Source organism: Kitasatospora sp. NPDC057940 (assembly GCF_042887425.1).
In the GTDB taxonomy this organism is placed as follows: Bacteria; Actinomycetota; Actinomycetes; order Streptomycetales; family Streptomycetaceae; genus Kitasatospora.
Window position 1 is genome coordinate 35,274 of the sequence record NZ_JBHVPH010000035.1, and the last position, 21,877, is coordinate 57,150.

A 21,877-nucleotide genomic window follows, 5' to 3' on the forward strand; every position below is an offset into this window, starting at 1 on the left:
GACTACTCGTCCTCGTCGTCACGCTCGGCCGCCGGAACCTTGTACGGGTCCGCCTCGCCGGCGTAGGTCGCGCCCGCGGCGGTGGTGCGCACCGCCGCGTCGATGGCCTTGGCCCGGTCGAGCAGGTCGTCGATGTTCCGGGCGTTGTCCGGCAGCGCGTCCGCGACGAAGGTCAGCGTCGGGGTGAAGCGCACCCCGATCTTGCCGACCTCGGAGCGGATCACGCCCTTGGCGCTCTCCAGCGCGGCGGCCGTGGCCTCGCGCTCGGTCTCGTCGCCGAAGACGGTGTAGAAGACGGTGGCCTCGCGCAGGTCCCCGGTCACCCGGGTGTCGGTGATGGTCACGAACCCCAGTCGCGGGTCCTTGATCCGCCGCTCCAGGGTCTGGGCGACGACCACCTGGATGCGGTCGGCGAGCTTGCGCGCCCTTGCGGTGTCGGTCACGTTGCCTCCTCGTGCAGTGGGTCCGGCATTCGGGTGAGCTACGCACCCTTCGGGGCCCACGCCCCAAAGTACCGGCCCGCGCCCGGCCTTGCGGGCGCTCTGGGTCCTGATCCGTGTGAGAACGGCGACTTCCGCCGACCGTCTCCACGGCTCTCATTCGTCGTCGTCGTTGTGGTACCTCCTCCTCGCGGAGAGGAGCTGCACCTCGGGGCGGCCGGCGACCAACCGCTCACAGCTGTCCAGGATCTCGGTGACGTACCCGGCTTCGCCGGCCACCACCGCGAGGCCGATCTCGGCCCTGCGGTGCAGATCCTGGTTCCCGGTCTCGGCAGCGCACACGCTGTACTTGCGCTGCAGTTCGGCCACGATGGGCCGCACGATCGAACGCTTCTCCTTGAGCGAGTGGACGTCGCCCAGCAGCAGGTCGAAGGTGAGTGTTCCCACGAACATGTATGACAGGTCTCGCCGACCTGGAAGGCCTCGGGGGGCAGCCCGGAACCGGGCTGCGGGTGAACTACCCCGGACCCTACACAGCGAGACCGGGGCCGGTCGACGGAAATACCACCCGTCGACCGGCCCCGGCTTTCACCGACTACGAGCGCGGCTTCTCGCGCATCTCGTAGGTCTCGATGATGTCCTCGACCTTGATGTCGTTGAACGACCCCAGGGTGACACCGGCCTCGAAGCCCTCGCGGACCTCGGTCGCGTCGTCCTTGAAGCGGCGCAGACCCTCGATGGTGAGGCTCTCCGCCACGACCTTGCCGTCGCGGATGAGGCGGGCCTTGGCGTTGCGGCGCAGCAGGCCCTCGCGGACGATGACACCCGCGATGTTGCCGAACTTGGAGGAGCGGAACACCTCGCGGATCTCCGCGGAGCCGAGGCGCACCTCCTCGTACTCGGGCTTGAGCATGCCCTTGAGGGCGTTCTCGATCTCCTCGATCGCCTGGTAGATGACCGAGTAGTACCGGACATCCACGCCTTCCTTGTCGGCCGCGGTACGCGCACGGCCTTCGGCGCGCACGTTGAAGCCGATGATGATGGCGTCCGAACCCATCGCCAGGTTGACGTCGGACTCGGTGATCGCACCCACACCGCGGTGCAGGATGCGGAGCTCGACCTCCTCGCCCACGTCCAGCTTGACGAGGGCGTCCTCGAGGGCCTCGACCGAACCGGAGACGTCACCCTTGATGATGAGGTTGAGCTGCTCGATCTCGCCGGCGGCGATGGCCTTGTCCAGGTCCTCCAGGGACACCCGGACCCGACGCTGCGCGAAGGCGGCGTTGCGGTCGCGGGCCGAGCGCTTCTCGGCGATCTGACGGGCGGTGCGGTCCTCGTCAACGACGATGAAGCTGTCGCCGGCGCGGGGCACCGAGGTCAGACCGAGCAGCAGCACCGGGCGGGACGGGCCGGCCTCGGCGAGGCTGTTGCCGTTCTCGTCCAGCATCGCGCGGACGCGGCCGTAGGCGTCGCCGACCACGATCGAGTCGCCGACGCGGAGGGTACCGCGCTGCACGAGCACGGTCGCCATGGCGCCGCGGCCCTTGTCGAGGTGGGCCTCGATGGCGATACCCTGCGCGTCCTGCTCCGGGTTGGCCCGCAGGTCGAGCGAGGCGTCCGCGGTGAGGACCACGGCCTCCAGCAGCTGCTCGATGTTGAGGCCCTGGCGCGCGGAGATGTCGACGAACATGGTGTCGCCGCCGTACTCCTCGGCCACCAGACCGAACTCGGTCAGCTGACCGCGGACCTTGGTCGGGTCGGCGCCCTCGACGTCGATCTTGTTGACGGCGACCACGATCGGCACACCCGCGGCCTTGGCGTGGTTGAGCGCCTCGACCGTCTGCGGCATGACACCGTCGTTGGCCGCGACCACCAGGATCGCGATGTCGGTGGACTTGGCACCACGGGCACGCATGGCGGAGAACGCCTCGTGACCCGGGGTGTCGAGGAAGGTGATCGGGCGCTGCTCGCCGTTCACCTCGGTGACGACCTGGTAGGCACCGATGTGCTGGGTGATGCCACCGGCCTCGCCGGCCACCACGTTGGACTTGCGGATCGCGTCCAGCAGGCGGGTCTTACCGTGGTCGACGTGACCCATGACGGTGACGACCGGCGGGCGCGGGGCCAGCTGGTCCTCGTCGCCCTCGTTCGCACCGAAGTCGATGTCGAACGACTCCAGCAGCTCGCGGTCCTCGTCGTCGCGGCTGACGATCTCCAGGATGAAGCCCATCTCGCCGGCCAGCAGCTCGAGGGTCGCGTCGGAGACCGACTGCGTCGCGGTGACCATCTCACCGAGGTTGAACATGACGGAGACGAGCGCGGCCGGGTTGGCGTTGATCTTCTCCGCGAAGTCCATCAGCGAGGCGCCGCTCGACAGGCGAACGGTCTGGCCGTTGCCGCGAGGCAGCATCACACCGCCGACGGACGGGGCCTGCATGGCCTCGTACTCCTGGCGCTTCGCCCGCTTCGACTTGCGGCCACGCGCCGGGCGACCGCCCGGGCCACGACCGAAGGCGCCCTGCGTGCCACCACGGGCACCCGGGCCGCCGGGACGACCACCGAAACCACCGGGACGCGGGCCGAAGCCGCCGCCGCCACCGGGGGCACCGCCACCGGGACGCGGACCGCCGAAGCCGCCGCCACCGGCCGGACGCGAGCCCGGACCGGCCGGACGACCCTGGAAGCCCGGACGGGCGCCACCGGCACCACCCGGACCACCCGGACGGCCACCGGGGCCACCGGGGCCACGGCCGCCGGGGCCCGGACGCGGGCCCGGAGCCGGACGCTGCGGCATCATGCCCGGGTTCGGGCGCGGCATGCCGGACGGGGACGGGGCGCCGGGGCGCGGGCCGGCCGGACGCGGCATGCCGTCGGGACGCGGACGGTCGCCACCGGGACGCGGGGCGCCACGGTCAGCACCGGGAGCACCGGCGGGACGCGGACGGTCGCCGCCCGGACGCGGGGCGCCACGGTCGGCACCGGGAGCACCGGCGGGACGCGGACGGTCGCCACCGGGACGCGGGGCGCCACGGTCAGCACCGGGAGCACCGGCGGGACGCGGACGGTCGCCGCCCGGACGCGGGCGGTCGCCACCCGGGGCGCCCTGACCGGCCGGACGCGCACCCGGCGCGCCCTGACGGCGGTCGCCGGGGCGGGCCATGCCGGTCGCGCTGCCCGAGGTGAACGGGTTGTTGCCCGGACGCGGGCCGGCCGGACGCGGGCCCGGACGGGCACCGCCGGCGGCGGGACCGGCCGGACGCGAGGCCTGCGGGGCCTGCGGAGCCGACGGGGCCTGACGCGGGGTGTCACCGGCCGGAGCCGGCGAGGAGAACTCGGCCGCGGGCGCGGCCGGGGCCGCCGGAGCGGCGGGACGCGCCGCCGGGCGCGGGCCCGGGGTCGGGCCACCCGCCGGCTTCGCGGCGGCGGGGGCCGCCGGGGCGGCGGGCGCGGCCTGGGCCGCAGGGGCCGCGGGAGCCGCGGCCGGGGTGGGACGGGGACCAGGGGTCGCGCTGGGGCGCGGACCCGGGGTCGGAGCACCCGGCTTGGGTGCACCCGCGGCGGCGGAGCCACCCGCGGGCTGGGGCGCCGCGCTCTTGCGCGGGCCCGGCTTGGCAGCGGAACCACCACCGGTGGGGGCCACACCAAGCGCGTCAGTCAGCTTACGTACGACCGGCGCCTCAATCGTCGAGGACGCCGAACGGACGAACTCACCGAGCTCGGTGAGCTTGGCCATGACGGCCTTGCTCTCCAAGCCAAGTTCCTTGGCGAGTTCATAAACCCGGACCTTAGCCACTTCACTCCTGTCTATGAGTCCGGGGTGTCTCGTCCGCCGGACCGTCGCTACTTCATGGGCGTACCCATCGCGTACTCATCGCGTACTCATCGAGAGCTCATCGCAATCTCGACCTACTTCCACATCGCGAGGTACCTGACTGGTGGCACGGCACGCGGCTGCCCGCGAACCGTGCTTGTTGCGGTGGTTCTCCCGCCGCACTGAGCGGCGGCCGTAGCGGGTGTCGCCCCACCGGGCGGCCTGAGGGACTCAGGGCGCCGGGGTGTCGACGGTCCGCTCCCCGATGAACTCGCGGAGCCGCTCCGTGTCGAGCGTCCCCTGGAGGCGGAAGGCCCGGGGAAACGCCCGACGGCGGACCGCGAGGTCGAGGCAGGCCGGATCGGGGTGCAGGTGAGCGCCCCGGCCCGGCAGTGCGCCACGGGGGTCAGGGACGCAGACGCCCTCGACCGCCGTGACACGCAACAGCTGGTGCTTGGCCGCTCGCTTGCGGCAGCCCACGCAGGTGCGTTCCGGGCGTGCTCGGACGTGCGTCCGGCCAGACGAAGGCAAGTCTACCCCTCCGAAGGGACATGGCGCCGCCCCGCCGATCCCGGGCGGAACGGCGGGGGGCTTTGACGGGGCGAACGGCCGGTCAGCGCCGCGCTCAGCGGTCGGTGTCCCGACCGCCGTCCTCGGGCTGGCCCTCGGTGTCCGGCCGGATGTCGATCCGCCAGCCGGTGAGGCGGGCGGCGAGGCGGGCGTTCTGCCCCTCCTTGCCGATCGCCAGCGACAGCTGGTAGTCCGGCACGATCACCCGGGCGGAGCGTTGGGCCAGGTCGACGATCTCCACGCTGGTCACCCGTGCGGGGGACAGCGCCGCGGCGACCATCTCCCGGGGGTCCTCCGACCAGTCGACGATGTCGATCTTCTCGCCGTGCAGCTCGCCCATCACCGCGCGCACCCGGCTGCCCATCGGGCCGATGCAGGCGCCCTTGGCGTTCAGCCCGGCCCGGCGCGACCAGACCGCGATCTTGGTGCGGTGGCCGGCCTCACGGGCGATCGCGGCGATCTCGACGCTGCCGTCCGCGATCTCCGGGACCTCCAGCGCGAACAGCTTCTTCACCAGGCTCGGGTGCGTCCGCGACAGCGTCACCGAGGCCCCGCGCACACCGCGGCGCACCGCCACGACGTAGCACTTCAGCCGGGTGCCGTGCCGGTAGTCCTCGCCCGGGACCTGCTCCTGCGGCGGCAGGATGGCCTCCAGCTTGCCGATGTCGACCAGCACGTTCTTCGGGTCGTTGCCCTGCTGGACGACACCGGTGACGATGTCGCCCTCCTTGCCCGCGTACTCGCCGAAGGTCTGGTCGTCGGCGGCGTCGCGCAGGCGCTGCATCATCACCTGGATGCCGATGCTGGACGCGATCCGGCCGAAGCCGTTCGGGGTGTCGTCGAACTCCTTGGGCTCGACGCCCTCGTCCAGCTCGGCCGGGTCCTCCGTCGCCCACACGGTGACGTGGCCGGACTTGCGGTCCAGGTGCACCCGGGCGCGGCGGCGCGAGCCCTCGGTGCGGTGGTACGCGGTGAGGAGGGCGGACTCGATGGACTCGACCAGCAGGTCGAAGGGGATGTTCTTCTCGTTGACCAGCGTGCGCAGGGCACTCATGTCGATGTCCACGGCTACGCCTCCTCGTCTTTTTTCGTCACGTTCGTCATGGTCCGGGCGGTGCGCAGGTCACAGCGCACCGTCGTCCCCCTCCTCGGAGGCGTCGTCGTCCGCGTAGTCCGCGGCCTCGTCGAGGAGCTTGTCGTCCTTGCGGTTGAACTCGACCTGCACGCGCGCCCGATCCACCTCGGCGTACGCCAGCCGGCGCTCCTTCGGACGGCCACGGCCCTTCACCGGCTGCACCTCGACCAGCGCGCCGTCCTCGTCCGCCTCCAGCACCCGGGCGACGATCTCCCCGCCGTCGACCAGGTGGATCTTGGCCAGTCGGCCTTCCGCGCGACGCCAGTGCCGGGGCAGGTCCAGCGAACGCTCGGCGCCCGGCGAACCGACCTCCAGCAGGTAGGGCTCGTCGCCCATCAGGTCCGACTCGTCCAGAGCCTCACCGACCACCCGGCTGAACTCGGCGATGGCGTCCATGTCCACGCCGCCGTCGGTGTCGACGTCGATCTGCACCTGGCGGCGGCTGCCGGCCTTGGTGACCTTGACGTCCTCCAGGTCCAGACCGGCCTGCACGGCCAGCGGCTCCAGCAACGCGCGCAGCCGGTCGGTGTGGGTGGTGCTCATCCGGGTGGACTCCTCGGCCGCGTCTGCTGTTGTCAGAAGGTCGCTCCGCACCCTCCGGCGCCGGTCCGGCGCACACCGGGTCACGGCAGCTCGGCCCAAAGCCTAGCCGGTGAAGCCGCGAACCACCGATTCCGGACCACCCCCGACCGGGCGCACGCCACCCACTGCGAGCAAGCTCACACCCGCTCCCGGGGCGTCCCTGGATCCGAATCCCCGCCCGGAATCGTGGGGATTCTGTAATCATTCACGCCTACGAAGGGCAGGCGGGGAGGCCGCCCTCCCGCACACGCCCCGGAGTGACACCCATGCAGCCGCCCAGCCGACGGACGTACCTGGCTCTCGGGCTGCTCGCCCTCACCGCACTCACCGCCTGCACCGGCTCCCACGGCGGCGACGGCGCGCCCGGCAACCGCGGCCCGCTGCCGAACCCGGACGAACCGGTCATCCTGCGCTCGATCGCCGCCACCGACACCCTGCTGGCCGGCTACGACGCGCTGCTCGCCGGCCCGGGCGGCGCCCAGGCCGCCGTGCTGCAGCCGCTGCGGGCCGAGGTGGCCCAGCACCGCGCCGCCCTCGCCTACGGGCTGCCGGCCGCCTCCGTCCCCCCGGCATCCCCGGCCACGCCCTCCACCACGCCCCCGGCCGGCCCGGGCGGGACACCGAGCGCGCCGCCGAGCGGCACAGCGACCGGGGCGGCGAGCGGGGCGCCGAGCGGAACGCCGGTCGGCACCCCCGCCGCGCTCGCCGCACTCGAACGGCAGACCGCCCAGGCCCGCCTCGCCGACCTGGCCGCGGCCCGGCCGCCGCTGGCCCAGTTGCTCGCCTCGGTCGCCGCCTCCGACGTGCTGCACGCCGTCGCCCTCGGCGACACCACCCCGCTGGTCGCCCCGCCCCCGGCCGCCGCCACCCCCACCGAGGCGCCGACCGCGCCCCCGAGCGACCAGCCCACCGCGTCCCCCTCCGCCGGCCCGTCGGCCGACCCCGCCGCCGCAGCAGCGGTGACCGCCCTCCAGGGCGCCCTCGGCGCCGAACACGCCGCCGTCTACGGCTACGGCGTGGTCGGCGCCCGGCTCCCCGAGGACCAGCAGCGCACCGACGCCCGCACCGCCTACGCCGCCCACGAGGCCCGGCGGGACGCCTGGCAGCGGCTGATCGGCTCCCTCGGCGCCACCCCGGCCGCCGCGGCCGCCGGCTACCAGCTCCCGTTCGCCGTCACCGACGCGGCCGGCGCCACCAAGCTCGCCGCCCACCTCGAAACCCGGCTCACCACCGTCTACGCCGACCTGGTCGCCGCCGTCCCCGGCCCCCAACGGGGCACCGCCGCCGACGCCCTGCGCGACAGCGCCCTGCGCGCCCACCGCTGGGGCGCGGCCGACCCCGCCTTCCCCGGCATCCCCGAGCCCCTCCCCACCCCCACCGCCACCACTCCCTAGGGCCCGCGGCGCTGACCTGCGGTTTCCCGTTCATGGCCGACAATGGACGGGTAACACCAACGGGGGAGCGTCAACCGGAAGGTCGGCATGTCGGGAGCAGCACCGCAGATCACCGTCCCCGCCTGGCTGGCGCGCGGCGTCGCGGCGAGCGAGGGCGAACCGGGCCGGCAGTGGCTGGCCGGGCTGCCCGCGCGGGTGGCCGCCCACCTGGCGCGCTGGGACCTCACCCTGGAGCGGGTGCTCGACCCCGGCGGCAGCCTGAGCCTGGTCGCCTACGTCCACCGCGACGACCTCTCCCCCGCCGTCCTCAAGACCGGCCTGCGGACCCCCGAGACCGCGCTGGAGCACGCGGCGCTCGCCCACTGGGCCGGGCGCGGGGCCGTCCTGCTGCTGGACGCCGACCCCGCCGAGGGCGTCCAGCTGCTGGAGCGGCTGCACGGGGACATCCCGCTGCGCTCGCTCGCCGAGGCGAAGGCGATGCTGGAGGCGACCAGCCTGCTGCACCGGCTCTGGAACACCCTGCCCGAGGACCACCCGTTCCCGACCCTCGCGGCCCGGACCGCCGACACGGCGGAACGGCTGCGCGGGCACCGCGCCCTGCCCGGCGCCGCCGAGGCCGAGCCGCTGATCGCCGAGGCGCTGGACACCGCCGACGGCCTGGCCGGCTCCGCCGCCGAGACCTTCCTGCTCCACGGGGACTTCCACCACGGCAACGTGCTCGCCGCCGACCGGGCGCCCTGGCTGGCGATCGACCCGCGCCCGCTGGCCGGCGAGCGCGCCTTCGACCTGGCCCGGCTGGCGCTGGACCGGGCGGACACCCTGGTCGGCTCCCCCGGCGTGGCCGCGGCCGTCCGCCGCCGGCTGCACCAGCTCGCGGACGCGCTGGAGGTGGACCGGGAACGGCTGCGCGGCTGGACGCTGTTCCGGGCCGTCGACCTCGCCCTGCGGGCCCTGGCGGCCGGCCGCCGGGAGGACGCCGAGCTCTACCTGGAGTTCGCCGGAGCGCTGTAGGGCGAGCCCTACGAGCCCTACGCGCCCTACGCGCCCTACACCTCGCCCGGCCCGCGCAGCGGAAGCCGGGCCCCCATCACCGCGTACAGCCGGTCCGTGGCGGGGAAGCGCACCGCACGGGCGAGGTCCTGGTAGCCGAGCGCCCGGTAGAGCCGCCGGGCGGGGGTCTCCGCGTCGATCGCGGAGAGGATGCTGCGCTCCAGCCCGGAACGCTCGCAGAGGGTGCGGATCAGCCGGGAGCCGACGCCCTGGCCCTGGTACTCGGGCAGCACGTGCAGCTCGGTGACGGCGAACACGTCGTCCAGCCAGGCGTCGTGGCCGCGCGCGTCCAGGTAGGGCTCGATCACCGTGCTCCACCAGTGGTCGCGCTGGTTGGGCATCCCGTAGCCGAAGCCGACCAGCCGGCCGCCGCTCATCGCGCCGAGCGCGATCACCCCGGGCTGGTGCGCGTGCCGGCCGACGATGTGCAGCCGGACGGCGACCTCCTCGGCCGTCAGGCCGAACGCCACCGCCTGGACCTCCAGCGCCTGCGGCGCCCAGGCCGCAAGGTCGATGGCCTCGATCGTCACCCCGGTCAGCTGATCCATGCCTCGGACGTTACTACCCGTGGGCCGCCGGCGCGGGCGAAGATCGGAACAGAACTCCCGGGGAGCGGACTCAGAACAGCACGCTCATGAACGCGCCGACCTCACGGAAGCCGACCCGCCGGTAGGCGGCCCGGGCCCGCAGGTTGAAGTCGTTGACGTAGAGCGAGACCACCGGGGCGATCTCGCGCAGCGCGAGGTCGAGGACGGCGGCCATGCCGGTCTCGGAGAGGCCCCGGCCCCGGTACCCGGGGGCGACCCAGACGCCCTGGACCTGGCAGGCGCCCTCGGTGACGGCGCCGATCTCGGCCTTGAAGACGACCTCGCCGTCCTCGGTGAAACGCGCGAACGACCGCCCTGCGGAGACGAGTTCGGCGACCCGGGCCTGGTAGAGCAGGCCGCCGTCGCCGGCCAGCGGGGAGACCCCGACCTCCTCGGTGAACATCGCCACGCAGGCGGGCATCAGCGCGTCGATCTCCTCCCGCCGCACCCGCCGCACCAGCGGGTCGGGCGCGATCTCGGCGGAGGGCACGGCGGTGGCCAACAGCGGCTGGTGGGCGCGGACTTCGCGGGCCGGGCCCCAACTGCGTTCCAGCAGCGCCCAGAAGGCGGCGGTCGCCCCGGCCGGGCCGACGATCGAGGAGCAGCGGCGGCCCTGCCGGCGGGCCCGCTCGGCGAAGGCGGCAACGGCCTCCGGCCCGGCGTCGACCAGGACGAGGTTGGCCCCGGCGTAGCAGAGCGCGGCGAGGGCGCCGTCCCCGTCGTACCAGCCCCACATCTCGCCGCCGAGCCGCCAGGGGTCCAGGCCGACGGCCTCGACCCGGGTGGCGACGAAGGAGTTGGCGACCGGGTCGCGGTGGAGGATCTCCAAGGCGTCCGCGAGGTCGGGGGGCTCCAACACGCGGGTGGTGGCCAGGGCACGGGCGGCCTGGAACGAGCCGGGGAGCATCACACCTCGATCGAGCATCGAGACAGCACCTCACTGAGACGAATCTGGCCGCACCCTACTCCGTGGCCCCACCCGGCTACGGCCGCGGGGCCGTCCGCGAACGGACGGCCCCGCTTCCGGAAGACTGCGCGCGGCGCACCGCGCGGACCCTGCGTGGTCAGTCGGCCGCGACGACGGTCGGCGTACCGGCCTCGACGCCCGCCTCCTGCATCTGCTCGGCGAGCTTGAGCGCCTCCTCGATCAGGGTCTCGACGATCTTCGACTCGGGGACGGTCTTGATGACCTCGCCCTTGACGAAGATCTGGCCCTTGCCGTTGCCGGAGGCGACGCCGAGGTCGGCCTCGCGGGCCTCGCCCGGGCCGTTCACCACGCAGCCCATGACGGCGACGCGCAGCGGCACCTCCATGCCCTCCAGGCCGGCGGTGACCTCCTCGGCCAGCTTGTAGACGTCGACCTGGGCGCGGCCGCAGGACGGGCAGGAGACGATCTCCAGGCCGCGCTGGCGCAGGCCGAGCGACTCCAGGATCTGGTTGCCGACCTTGATCTCCTCGGCCGGCGGGGCCGAGAGGGAGACCCGGATGGTGTCGCCGATGCCCTCGGCGAGCAGCGCGCCGAAGGCCACCGCGGACTTGATGGTGCCCTGGAAGGCCGGGCCGGCCTCGGTGACACCGAGGTGCAGCGGGTAGTCGCAGGCGGCGGCCAGCTGGCGGTAGGCGTTGATCATCACGACCGGGTCGTTGTGCTTGACCGAGATCTTGATGTCGCGGAAGTCGTGCTCCTCGAACAGCGAGCACTCCCAGAGCGCGGACTCGACCAGCGCCTCGGGGGTGGCACGGCCGTACTTCTCCAGCAGGCGCTTGTCGAGCGAGCCGGCGTTGACGCCGATCCGGATCGGCACGCCGGCGCCCCGGGCGGCCTTGGCGATCTCGCCGACCTTGTCGTCGAAGGCCTTGATGTTGCCCGGGTTGACGCGGACCGCGGCGCAGCCGGCGTCGATCGCGGCGAAGACGTACTTCGGCTGGAAGTGGATGTCGGCGATCACCGGGATGTGGGACTTCTTGGCGATGATCGGCAGCGCGTCGGCGTCGTCCTGGGTGGGGACGGCGACCCGGACGATCTGGCACCCGGACGCGGTGAGCTCAGCGATCTGCTGCAGCGTGGCGTTGATGTCCGCGGTCACGGTGGTGGTCATCGACTGCACCGAGACGGGAGCGTCACCGCCGACCGGTACGTTGCCGACCATGATCTGCCGGGATACACGGCGCTTGGCGAGCGGCTTGAGCGGCAGGGACGGAATACCGAGCGAGATCGCGGTCATGTGCGCAGGGTTCCCCGGGGTTGAGGTGTGGTCGACCGCCCGGCCAGTGGGACGGCCGAGGCCGGGCGCGCCTCGATCGCGCACCCGGCCTCAACGGTACGGCACGGCGCCGGACCCCAGCACACCCGCCGTACCCGAACGCTCTAGCTGATCTTCACCGGGTTCACCAGGTCGGCGACCATCACCAGCAGGGTGAAACCGATGAAGACGCTGGCCACGACGTACGCCACCGGCATCAGCTTGGCGACGTCGAAGGGCCCGGGATCGGGCCGCTTGAACAGCTGAGCGAATCGGCGGCGGACCGATTCCCACACCGCGCCCGCGATGTGGCCGCCGTCCAGCGGGAGCAGCGGCAGCATGTTGAACAGGAAGAGCGAGAGGTTGATCCCGGCCAGCAGGTTGACGAACATCGCCACCCGCTGGCTGGCGGGCAGGTCCATGCTCACCAGTTCACCGCTGACCCGGGCGGCGCCGACCATGCCGATCGGCGAGTCCGGGTCACGCGGGGAGTCCCCGACGACGGCGTTCCACAGACCGGGGATCTTGCCGGGCAGCGCGGCCAGCGACTTCACCCCGTTCTCGGCCATGCCGACCATCCGGTCCAGGGACTGCCCGAAGCTCTGCTGGACGACCCCCTGCTTGGGGGTGAAGCCGAGGAAGCCGGCCTGCACGGTCTGGCCCTTGAGCGGCACGCCGTTGCCGTCGTACTTCTGCACGTCGTTGACGGCGATGACGGGCTTGAGGACGAGCTGCTGCCCGCCCCGGTCGACCAGGATCTCGACCTGCTGGCCGGCCGACTTCCGGATGTCCGCCTGGAGCTGGTCGTAGTCGCGGATCCGGTCCCCGCCGAAGGAGAGGACCTTGTCCCCCTGCCGCAGCCCGACCTCGTTGGCGGGGGTCTTGGGCGCGTCCGCGGGGCACACGTCGGTCGGCGAACCGGCCTTGACCACGCACTGGGCGACCGAGCCGATGGTCGGCACCGCCGTCGAGACGCCGAAGCCCATCATGACCGTCAGGAACAGCCCGAAGGCCAGGACCAGGTTCATGAACGGCCCGGCGAACATGACGATGACGCGCTTCCACGGCTTGCGGGTGTAGAACAGCCGGTGCTCGTCGCCCTCCTGGAGCTCCTCGTAGGAGGCCTCCCGGGCGTCCTCGATCATGGTGCGCCAGGGGGAACTGCTGCGCTTGGTGATCCGGCCGTCCGCACCCGGCGGGAACATCCCGATCATCCGGATGTAGCCGCCCAGCGGGATCGCCTTGAAGCCGTACTCGGTCTCGCCCTTCTTCCGCGACCAGACGGTCGGGCCGAAGCCGACCATGTACTGCGGCACCCGGATGCCGAACAGCTTGGCCGTCGAGAGGTGGCCGAGCTCGTGCCAGGCGATCGAGACGAGCAACCCGACCGCGAAGACCAGGATGCCGACCACCGTCAAAACCATTGCCACCGCTGGCCCTCCGTCATGCCGCTCCGCTCGTCGTCTTGTCTTACCGCAGTCACGCCCGGCCGGACACCCGGTACGGGTACACCCGGCCGGAAACGGCCCACGCCGTCAACCCGCCGCCGTCAGCCCGCCGCCAGCTCGCGGGCCCGGGCGCGGGCCCAGTCCTCCGCGTGCAGGACGTCCTCGACCGTCAGGGAAGTTCCCGGCACGGGCGTGCCGTGCTCGGCGACGACCTTGGCAACAGTGTCCACGATTCCCGTGAAAGCGAGGCGCCCCTTCAGGAACGCCTCCACGCACTCCTCGTTGGCCGCGTTGAAGACCGCCGGCGCGGTGCCGCCCAGGGTGCCCACCTCGCGGGCCAGCTCCACCGCCGGGAAGGCCTCGTCGTCCAGCGGGAAGAACTCCCAGGTCGCGGCCTTGGTCCAGTCGCAGCCGGGGGCGGCGTCCGGCACCCGCTCCGGCCAGCCCAGACCCAGCGCGATCGGCATCCGCATGTCCGGCGGGCTGGCCTGCGCCAGCGTCGAACCGTCGGTGAACTCCACCATCGAGTGCACCACCGACTGCGGATGGACCACGACCTCGATCCGGTCGAAGGGCACGTCGTACAGCAGGTGCGCCTCGATCACCTCCAGGCCCTTGTTCACCAGGGTCGCCGAGTTGATCGTGACCACCGGGCCCATCGCCCAGGTCGGGTGCGCCAGCGCGTCCTGCGGCGTCACCCCGGCCAGCTGCTCACGCGTCCGGTTGCGGAACGGACCGCCGCTGGCCGTCACCACCAGCTTGCGGACCTCGGCCCGGGTGCCGCCCGCCAGCGCCTGGAACAGCGCCGCGTGCTCGGAGTCCACCGGCACGATCTGCCCCGGCCGCGCCACCGCCTTCACCAGCGGGCCGCCGACGATCAGCGACTCCTTGTTGGCCAGCACCAGCACCCGGCCCGCCCTCAGCGCGGCCAGCGTCGGCCGCAGCCCGATCGACCCGGTGATGCCGTTGAGCACCGAGTGGCACTCCATCGCGGCCAGCTCGGTCGCCGCGTCCGGCCCCGCCAGCACCGCCGGCAGCGCGGCGCCCGCCGCCTTCGCCGCCAGCGCCGCGCGCAGCGCCGGCTCGGCCGCCGGGTCCGCCACCGCCACCGTGTGCACGCCCAGCCGCAGCGCCTGCTCGGCGAGCAGCTCCACCCGGCCGCCGGCCGCCGACAGGGCGACCACCCGGAACCGGTCCGGGTTGCGGAGCACCACGTCGATGGCCTGGGTGCCGATCGACCCGGTCGAACCGAGGATCACCAGCTCCCGGGGGCCGGAAGGGTCCTGCACGGTGGGCGTGAACCGCAGCTGCGGGTGGGCGAGCGAAGTCATGCGCCCATTGTGTCCTGCCCGGGGCCCTGCGCAGGACGCCTCCCGACAGGTCGCGGGCGGCACCACGGCCGAGGAGGCCGTCTCCGGCGCGGGCGGGCACAACGGCTGACACGGGCCGACACGACGGCCGAGCCGACCGGGCCCCGGAACGGGCGAAGGGCCCGGTCACCGGACCGGGCCCTTCACTCACGGGTTCGCTCAGAGGTCGAGGCCGCTGAGGACTAGGACCTTCTCGACCGTGTAGTCGTCCATCGCGTACCGGACGCCCTCACGGCCGACACCGGAGTCCTTGACGCCGCCGTACGGCATCTGGTCGGCGCGGTAGGACGGCGCGTCGCCGATGATCACACCGCCGACCTCCAGCTCCCGGTGGGCGCGGAAGGCGGTCTGCAGGTCGTGCGTGAACACGCCCGCCTGAAGGCCGAACGCCGAGTCGTTGACGGCCGCGAAGGCCTCGTCCACGCCGTCCACCCGGTGCAGCGACAGGACCGGGCCGAACACCTCGGCCTTGGCCAGGATCGCGTCCGCGGGCAGCTCGGCCAGCACGGTCGGCGCGTAGGTCGCACCCTCGCGGCCCCCGCCGACGAGCACCTTGGCGCCCTTGGCGACCGCGTCGTCCACCCAGGACTCCACCCGCTTCGCGGCGTTCTCGTCGACCAGCGGGCCGACGTCCGTCGCGTCGTCGTTCGGGTCACCGGTGACCTGGGCCTTGACCTTGGCCACGACCTTCTCCACCAGCGCGTCGTACACCGACGCGTCGGCGATCACCCGCTGCACCGAGATGCAGGACTGGCCGCCCTGGTAGTTGGCGAACATCGCGATCCGGGTGGCCGCCCAGTCCAGGTCGGCCTCCGAGGACCAGTCGGCGAGCACCACGGCCGCGGCGTTGCCGCCCAACTCCAGGGTGCAGTGCTTGCGCGGCACCGAGTCCATGATCTGGTAGCCGACCTTGTCCGAACCGGTGAACGAGATCACCGGCAGGCGCTCGTCCTGCACCAGCGCCGGCATCCGGTCGTTCGGCACCGTCAGGATGCTCCACGAACCGGCCGGCAGGTCGGTCTCGGCCAGGATCTCGCCCAGCACCATCGCCGACAGCGGCGTCGCCGGGGCCGGCTTCAGGATGATCGGGGCACCGACCGCGATCGCCGGGGCGACCTTGTGGGCGACCAGGTTCAGCGGGAAGTTGAACGGGGCGATCCCCAGCACCACACCGCGCGGGAAGCGGCGCACCACCGCGAAACGGCCCACGCCGCCCGGGTCGGTGTCCAGCCGCATCGTCTCGCCGTTGGTCCGGCGGGCCTCCTCGGCCGCCCAGCGGAAGACCGACACCGCGCGGCCGACCTCACCACGGGCCCACTTGATCGGCTTGCCGTTCTCCGCGGTGATGAGCTGGGCGAGCTCCTCGGTGCGCTCGGTCAGGCGCTTGGCCACGTGGTCCAGCGCGGCCGAGCGGACGTGCGCCGGGGTGGCGGCGAACACCGGCAGCGCGGCGACGGCGGCGTCCAGCGCCTCCTCGACCTGGGCCTCGGTCGGGATGCTCACCTTGCCGACCAGACGGCCGTCCCAGCTGTTGTGCACCTCGAAGTCGGCGTCGCCGCTCGCCCGTCGGCCGGCCAGCCAGAAATCGTACGTGGTGGTCACCGTGGTACCGGCCCTCTCCTCGTCGTCAGCGGGCCCACGGGTGTGGGACCCGAATCCGAGGGTAGGTGGGGCGGCGCACCGACCGGATTGGCCGACTCGGAGCGTTCGCCCCCCACGCTGCTCCATCCCGTCCAGAGCCTCCCGGGCCGGTACGCGCCGGGGCACGGCCCGGGCGGCCCGGTACGGCTCGGTGCGGCTCGGGTGCGGCCTACTCCTCGCCGGAGCGCAGCGCCAGCCACAGCTCCATCCGCACGTCGGTGTCGTCCAGCGAACGCCCCAGCAGTTCCTCGACCCGCCGCATCCGGTAGCGCAGCGTGTGCCGGTGCACCCCGAGATCGGCCGCCGCCGCGTCCCACTGCCCGTGCCGGGACAGCCACGCCCGCAGCGAGGCCACCAGATCGCCGCGGGCCGTCCGGTCGTGCTCGCGCAGCGGCCGCAGCAGCCCCTCGGCGAACGCCGTCACCGCGTCCTCGCCGAGCAGCGGCAGCAGCGACCCCGCGCCGACCTCCTCGTGGTCCACCGACCGCCGGCCACCGCGCAGCGCCACCGCCAGCGCCCGCTCGGCCTGCGCGTGCGCCGTCCCCGCGTCCTCCAGCGCGGCCGGCGCCGACACGCCCAGCGACAGGCCCTCGTGCTCCTCCACCGCGCCCAGACAGGCCCGGTGCACCGCCCCGTTGTCCAGCGCGAGCACCATCAGCCGCGCCCCGTGCGCGCCGTCCTCCCGCGCCACCAGCAGCTTCTCGCCCACCCGGGCACCCGCCTGCTCGGCCCGGTCCCCCAGCTCCCCGAGCGCCTCCGCGGCCTCCGCGTTCGGCCCGGCCCCGGCCACCAGAACCCGTATCGTCCCCTCCGGCATACCGCCGAACAGCCCCACCGCCACCTGGCGGGCCGTCGCCACCTCGCCCGCCAGCACCATCCGCAGCAGCGCCGCGCCCATCCGCTCCTCGGCCTGGCGCAGCTCGCGCGAGCGCTCCAGCGTCAGGGTCAGCAGCGCCACCGCCGCGTTCAGCACGTACCGCTCGGTCGGGGTGATCCGGTCCTCGGTGCCCACCGCCAGGAAGCCCCGGGCCCGCCGGTCCGCCCCCAGCGACTGGACCACCACGTAGTCCTCGTCCGCCGTGTCGATCCCCGGCGCCCGCCCCTGCAACGCGGCGCTCGACGGCGCCGGACGCCGGCGCAGCCGGTCCACCTCCGCCGCCAGCCGCCCCGCCCGGCGCGCCGCCCAGTCCGGCGCCACCACCGACAGCGCCCCCGACCCGTCGTACAGCGCCGCCCAGCCGCCCAGCCGGGCCGCCAGCCGGCGCACCACCGCCGTCGTGCCGTCCTTGCCCAGCGCGGCCCGGGTCAGCTCCTCCTGCGCCTCGAAGGAGGTCGTCACCGCCTCGTACTGCTCCGCGGCCAGCGCCGCGGACACCACCTTGCTGATCGCGATGAACGGCGTCGGCTCCGGCACCCGCAGCAGCGGCAGCCCCCGCTGCGCGGCCGCGTCCACCAGTGGCTGCGGCACCTCCGTGTGCGACAGCCCCACCCCCAGGCCCAGCCCCACCACCCCGGCATCGGCCAGCCGGTGCACGTACGCCTGCAGCTGGGCCGCCGTACGGCCCAGCTTGATCCCGGTGGTGAGCAGCAGCTCGCCACCCTCCAGGAACGGCGTCGGGTCGTCCAGCTCGCTGGTGTGCACCCAGCGGACCGGCCGCTCCAGGTGGTCCGCGCCGGCGAGGACCGTCAGATGGAGCGAACTGTTGCGGACAACGGAGGCGAGTGTGGGGGGCATGGCACCTTCGGGGGATCGACCTGACCGCGCCGTTGCGGCCGGGCGAGGAGAGGGCAATGGGACAAGTGAGGGTCTCTCCCCCTCATTATGGACGCTCCGGACAACCGGCACTGCCGAATCCACCGTGAAGGCGAGCTTCCGCCCCGCGCCCCGTCAGCCCCGAAGATCCACCAGCAACGGCGGCACCTGCTCCCCCGACACCGCGGTCAACGACACCACCGCGTGCCCCGCCGGCAGCGCGTGCGCCAGATCCGACGGCGACCAGCGCAAGCGCTCCACGTCCCGCGTCGTCACCGACTCCGTCTGCGCCGCCGTCCCCGACAGCGCCCGCCGCCCCAACCGCCCGGCCCGCCGCACCACACCGCCCGAGGTGTCGGGCGTGTGGGTCACCGCGGTCTCCTGCACCAGGTGCGTCCCCCAGGCCTCCGAGAACAGCCGACCGTCCCACGGCGCGATCCCCGGGAACGCCATCCGGCAGCCGACCGCGCCGAACAACGGCGCCCGCAGCGCCTCCGGCAGATCCACCAGCGTGCGCAGCAGCAGCACCACGCCCGCGTTCGCCCCCCGCATCCGCTGCACCCCGCGCACGGCGGTCGCGTCCAGCGCCGCCGAGGCGTCGTCCACCACCAGGCCGGCGAACAACGAACGGTCCGTACGGGCCCCCGCCGCCTGCACGAACTGACCCACCACCAACCGGGACAGCATCCGCGCGGCCTCCGGATGGCTGCGCTCCGGCAGCTTCACCCGCACCCGCAACGGATGGTCCAGCACCCGCATCGCGAACGGGGGCCGCCCGGTGCCGTCCGTTGCGAAGGCGCCCTCGAAGGCCGGCCGGTCCAGCAGCGCCAGCCGGTCCGCGAGCAGCGCCCCGGGATCGTCCGCCCGGCCGCGCTGACGCTCCCGGTGCTCCAGGTCCCGCTCGAACACGGCCAGCCGGCCCGCCACCCCGAGCGCCTTCACCAGGGCCGCCAGCACGTCCGGCTCACCGGCCAGCAGCGCCCGCAGCTCCCGCACCCCCGGATAGCGCGCGTACGCGGCGTGGAACGGGCCCACCACCTGCTGCAGCGCCGTCCGGGCGTTCTCCGCGCGCGCCGTCAACTCGTCCGGCAGCAGCGCCTCGGCCAGCCGGGCCGCCGCCTCGTCCGGATCCTGCGCCGCACCGTACAGGTCCAGTCCGTACGCCGACGCCGGATCACCGGGCGCGATCACCACGTCGTACCAGGCGTCCGGGCCGAGATCCGCGTCCGCCGCCCCCACCACCACCACGCACGCGGTGCCGGCCAGCGCCTGCAGACACAGCGCCTCCGCCACCGGCCGCGCCAGCCGCGCCGTCTTCCCCGTCCCCGCCGGACCCACCGCCAGCAGCGACGTGCCCAGCAGCGCCGGATCCAGCGCGAACCCGGCCGCCCGATGACTCAGCGGGTTCTTCGGCACGTCCTGGGCGGTCCCGAGGCAGACCTGGCCCAGCAGCAGATCGTGCCGCTCACCCCGGTCCGCCAGCTCCCGCGACTCCGAGGGGTGCGCGAAGGCCGCCCCACCGCGCGCCACCACCTGCTCGACGAACGCCGGCACGAACGCCGGATCCGCCTGCGCCGACTCCCACGCCCGCTGGATCCGCACGTAGTCGACGTCCCCGACCGCCTCCCGCTCCAGCCGCCCCGCCGCCTCGGCCGCCCCGCCCTGCCGCAGCCCGCCCCACGGGTCCAGCCGCCCCGCCACCTGGGCCACCGCCACGCCCTCCTCCGCCTGCGCGGGCTGCTCCTGCGTCACCGCCCGCGACAGCAACGGCGACACGTACCGCCGCCACACCTCGGGCCAACGGCCCATCCGGCCGAAGAGCTTGACGACGACACCGATCACGAGCGCGTTGGCCACCAGCAGCGTGAACATGGCCTCGGACTCGGACGGCGACGCGAGCGGGCCGATGCCGGCCTGTCCGCCGAACCACACGAGCACGTACATCAGGAGCTGCGTGCCGTAGAGATAGGCGAACCACCCCACCACCGCGTTGAGTCCCGCCCGCAGGAGCAGCGGCCAGGCCGCGACCTGGGCCGCCTCCGCCCGTTCCGGGTCGATCGGGCGGTAGCCCAGCCGGTAGACGCCGGGTTCGGCTTCCGGGCGCGGGGCCGCGGCCCAGGTGGGGAGGTCGAAGGCCGGGGCCCCGTCGGTGCGGGTGCCGGGCCGCTGGTGCGGCATGGGGGCCGGGGGTCTGGTGGTGGTCCGATCGGTGTGGTGGTGTGCCCCGTCGTGCGCCATGTACGGCCCCGCTCCCTCGCCCGCCCGGCCCGATCGCCGTCGGTGCCGCCATACCCATGCCGCCGTACCGGCGACACGCCCGCGCTCAATGTAGTGGAGCGGGGCATGCTGGTAGTCGCACCACCCGCGCTGGCCGTGCCGGACAAGTCGGACGGCTCAGTGCTACCGAGTGGCGCATGCCCGGCCGGGGAGGGCGGCCGTAGCCTGCGAAGCACCGAGCCGAGAAGTCTGGAGAACCCCATGAGCGCCGCAACGCCGCTCCCGCAGGAGCGCCGCCTGGTCACCGCGATCCCCGGTCCGAAGTCGCAGGAGCTGCAGGCCCGCAAGCTGGGTGCGGTGGCGGCCGGTGTCGGCACCACCCTGCCGGTGTACGTGTCCCGTGCCAGCGGCGGCGTGCTGGAGGACGTGGACGGCAACTCGCTGATCGACTTCGGCTCCGGCATCGCCGTGACGAACGTCGGCAACAGCGCCGAGGCCGTGGTGGCGAAGGCGAGCGAGCAGCTCGCCGCCTTCACCCACACCTGTTTCATGGTGACCCCGTACGAGGGTTACGTGGCGGTCGCCGAGCAGCTGAACGAGCTGACCCCGGGTGACCACGACAAGCGCACCGCGCTGTTCAACTCGGGTGCCGAGGCGGTCGAGAACGCGGTGAAGGTGGCCCGCGCCTACACCAAGCGCACCGCCGTCGTGGTGTTCGACCACGGCTACCACGGCCGTACGAACCTGACCATGGGCCTGACGGCGAAGAACATGCCGTACAAGCAGGGCTTCGGCCCGTTCGCCCCGGAGATCTACCGGGTGCCGGTGGCGTACCCGTACCGCTGGCTGACGGGTGCGGAGAACTGCGCCGCCGAGGCCGCCGCGCAGGCGATCGAGATCATCAACAAGCAGATCGGCGCCGAGAACGTCGCCGCGATCATCATCGAGCCGATCCAGGGCGAGGGCGGCTTCATCGAGCCGGCCAAGGGCTTCCTGCCGGCGATCGTGGAGTACGCGAAGGCGAACGGCATCGTGTTCGTCGCGGACGAGATCCAGACCGGTTTCTGCCGTACCGGCCAGTGGTTCGCCTGTGACGACGAGGGCATCGTCCCGGACCTGATCACCACCGCGAAGGGCATCGCCGGTGGTCTGCCGCTGGCCGCGGTGACCGGTCGCGCCGAGATCATGGACGCCGCGCACGCGGGCGGCCTGGGCGGCACCTACGGCGGCAACCCGGTGGCCTGCGCGGCCGCGCTGGGCGCCATCGAGACGATGAAGGAGCAGGACCTCAACGGCAAGGCGCAGCGGATCGGCGAGATCATGCTGGGCCGCCTGCGGGCGATGCAGGAGAAGTTCGACATCATCGGCGAGGTCCGCGGCCGCGGCGCGATGATCGCCGTCGAGCTGGTGAAGCCGGGCGGCAAGGAGCCGAACGCGGAGGCCACCGCGGCCATCGCGAAGGCGTGCCACGCCGAGGGCCTGGTGGTGCTGACCGCCGGCACCTACGGCAACGTGCTGCGCTTCCTGCCGCCGCTGGTCATCGAGGAGCACCTCCTGGCCGAGGGCCTGGACATCCTGGAGGGCGCTTTCGCCGCCGTCTGAGCGGTGTCGCCCGTCAGGTCGTGAACCCCCTCCG

The 21,877-nt window shown here is 73.5% G+C and carries 17 protein-coding genes; 3 read left to right on the plus strand and 14 right to left on the minus strand.

The features are described from left to right. Window positions 1–2 precede the first annotated feature (2 nt). The 6 genes from rbfA to rimP form a co-directional block, all read right to left on the minus strand. Window positions 3–443, minus strand: a complete 441-nt coding sequence (rbfA, locus tag ACFVTF_RS34185) for a 30S ribosome-binding factor RbfA (protein WP_350885658.1) — start codon at window positions 441–443, stop codon at window positions 3–5. A gap of 153 nt (window positions 444–596) precedes the next feature. Next, window positions 597–893 (minus strand): DUF503 domain-containing protein, encoded by a 297-nt coding sequence (locus tag ACFVTF_RS34190; RefSeq protein WP_030062503.1) that lies wholly within the window; start codon window positions 891–893, stop codon window positions 597–599. A gap of 142 nt (window positions 894–1,035) precedes the next feature. Then, a complete protein-coding gene (gene infB, locus ACFVTF_RS34195) occupies window positions 1,036–4,233 on the minus strand; it encodes a translation initiation factor IF-2 (protein ID WP_387817936.1) in 3,198 nt (1,065 codons plus the stop codon). A gap of 249 nt (window positions 4,234–4,482) precedes the next feature. After that, window positions 4,483–4,782, minus strand: coding sequence for a YlxR family protein (locus ACFVTF_RS34200; RefSeq protein WP_079135592.1), 300 nt, complete (start codon window positions 4,780–4,782; stop codon window positions 4,483–4,485). Between the two features lie 94 nt (window positions 4,783–4,876). Next, on the minus strand, window positions 4,877–5,887 hold the full coding sequence (nusA, locus tag ACFVTF_RS34205) for a transcription termination factor NusA (protein ID WP_063347626.1): 1,011 nt from the start codon (window positions 5,885–5,887) through the stop codon (window positions 4,877–4,879). A gap of 57 nt (window positions 5,888–5,944) precedes the next feature. Then, complete coding sequence (gene rimP, locus ACFVTF_RS34210; protein ID WP_350885651.1) at window positions 5,945–6,499, minus strand: ribosome maturation factor RimP; 555 nt, start codon at window positions 6,497–6,499, stop codon at window positions 5,945–5,947. A gap of 305 nt (window positions 6,500–6,804) precedes the next feature. On the opposite strand from rimP, the gene ACFVTF_RS34215 reads away from it, so the two are divergent. Together ACFVTF_RS34215 and ACFVTF_RS34220 are read left to right on the plus strand one after the other, a co-directional pair. After that, a complete protein-coding gene (locus ACFVTF_RS34215; RefSeq protein WP_387817937.1) occupies window positions 6,805–7,932 on the plus strand; it encodes a DUF4439 domain-containing protein in 1,128 nt (375 codons plus the stop codon). An 87-nt stretch (window positions 7,933–8,019) separates the two neighbouring features. Further along, window positions 8,020–8,943 (plus strand): aminoglycoside phosphotransferase family protein, encoded by a 924-nt coding sequence (locus ACFVTF_RS34220; protein ID WP_387817939.1) that lies wholly within the window; start codon window positions 8,020–8,022, stop codon window positions 8,941–8,943. Window positions 8,944–8,978: 35 nt separating this feature from the next. Here the strand turns inward: ACFVTF_RS34220 and ACFVTF_RS34225 are convergent, their stop codons facing one another. From ACFVTF_RS34225 to ACFVTF_RS34260, 8 genes are all read right to left on the minus strand, one after another. Beyond that, window positions 8,979–9,530: a GNAT family N-acetyltransferase gene (locus ACFVTF_RS34225; RefSeq protein WP_387817940.1), complete on the minus strand. Its 552-nt coding sequence runs from the start codon at window positions 9,528–9,530 to the stop codon at window positions 8,979–8,981. Between the two features lie 70 nt (window positions 9,531–9,600). Then, the gene (locus ACFVTF_RS34230) at window positions 9,601–10,476 is read right to left on the minus strand and encodes a GNAT family N-acetyltransferase (protein WP_350885688.1); all 876 of its coding nucleotides are present in this window, start codon (window positions 10,474–10,476) and stop codon (window positions 9,601–9,603) included. A 157-nt stretch (window positions 10,477–10,633) separates the two neighbouring features. After that, the gene (ispG, locus tag ACFVTF_RS34235; protein ID WP_063347631.1) at window positions 10,634–11,794 is read right to left on the minus strand and encodes a flavodoxin-dependent (E)-4-hydroxy-3-methylbut-2-enyl-diphosphate synthase; all 1,161 of its coding nucleotides are present in this window, start codon (window positions 11,792–11,794) and stop codon (window positions 10,634–10,636) included. Between the two features lie 143 nt (window positions 11,795–11,937). Next, entirely contained in the window at window positions 11,938–13,242 is a 1,305-nt protein-coding gene (locus ACFVTF_RS34240; protein ID WP_107452864.1) for an RIP metalloprotease, read from the minus strand. A gap of 119 nt (window positions 13,243–13,361) precedes the next feature. Then, window positions 13,362–14,591 carry a 1-deoxy-D-xylulose-5-phosphate reductoisomerase gene (dxr, locus tag ACFVTF_RS34245; protein WP_350885642.1) on the minus strand — a complete coding sequence of 410 codons (1,230 nt, stop codon included), beginning with the start codon at window positions 14,589–14,591 and terminating at the stop codon, window positions 13,362–13,364. Between the two features lie 198 nt (window positions 14,592–14,789). Then, a complete protein-coding gene (locus ACFVTF_RS34250; protein WP_371516983.1) occupies window positions 14,790–16,232 on the minus strand; it encodes an aldehyde dehydrogenase family protein in 1,443 nt (480 codons plus the stop codon). Between the two features lie 208 nt (window positions 16,233–16,440). Then, window positions 16,441–18,006: a PucR family transcriptional regulator gene (locus tag ACFVTF_RS34255; RefSeq protein ID WP_363586511.1), complete on the minus strand. Its 1,566-nt coding sequence runs from the start codon at window positions 18,004–18,006 to the stop codon at window positions 16,441–16,443. A 153-nt stretch (window positions 18,007–18,159) separates the two neighbouring features. Beyond that, window positions 18,160–20,262 (minus strand): ATP-binding protein, encoded by a 2,103-nt coding sequence (locus tag ACFVTF_RS34260; RefSeq protein ID WP_387817941.1) that lies wholly within the window; start codon window positions 20,260–20,262, stop codon window positions 18,160–18,162. Window positions 20,263–20,502: 240 nt separating this feature from the next. On the opposite strand from ACFVTF_RS34260, the gene gabT reads away from it, so the two are divergent. Then, window positions 20,503–21,843: a 4-aminobutyrate--2-oxoglutarate transaminase gene (gabT, locus tag ACFVTF_RS34265; protein WP_371516985.1), complete on the plus strand. Its 1,341-nt coding sequence runs from the start codon at window positions 20,503–20,505 to the stop codon at window positions 21,841–21,843. Window positions 21,844–21,877 lie beyond the last annotated feature (34 nt).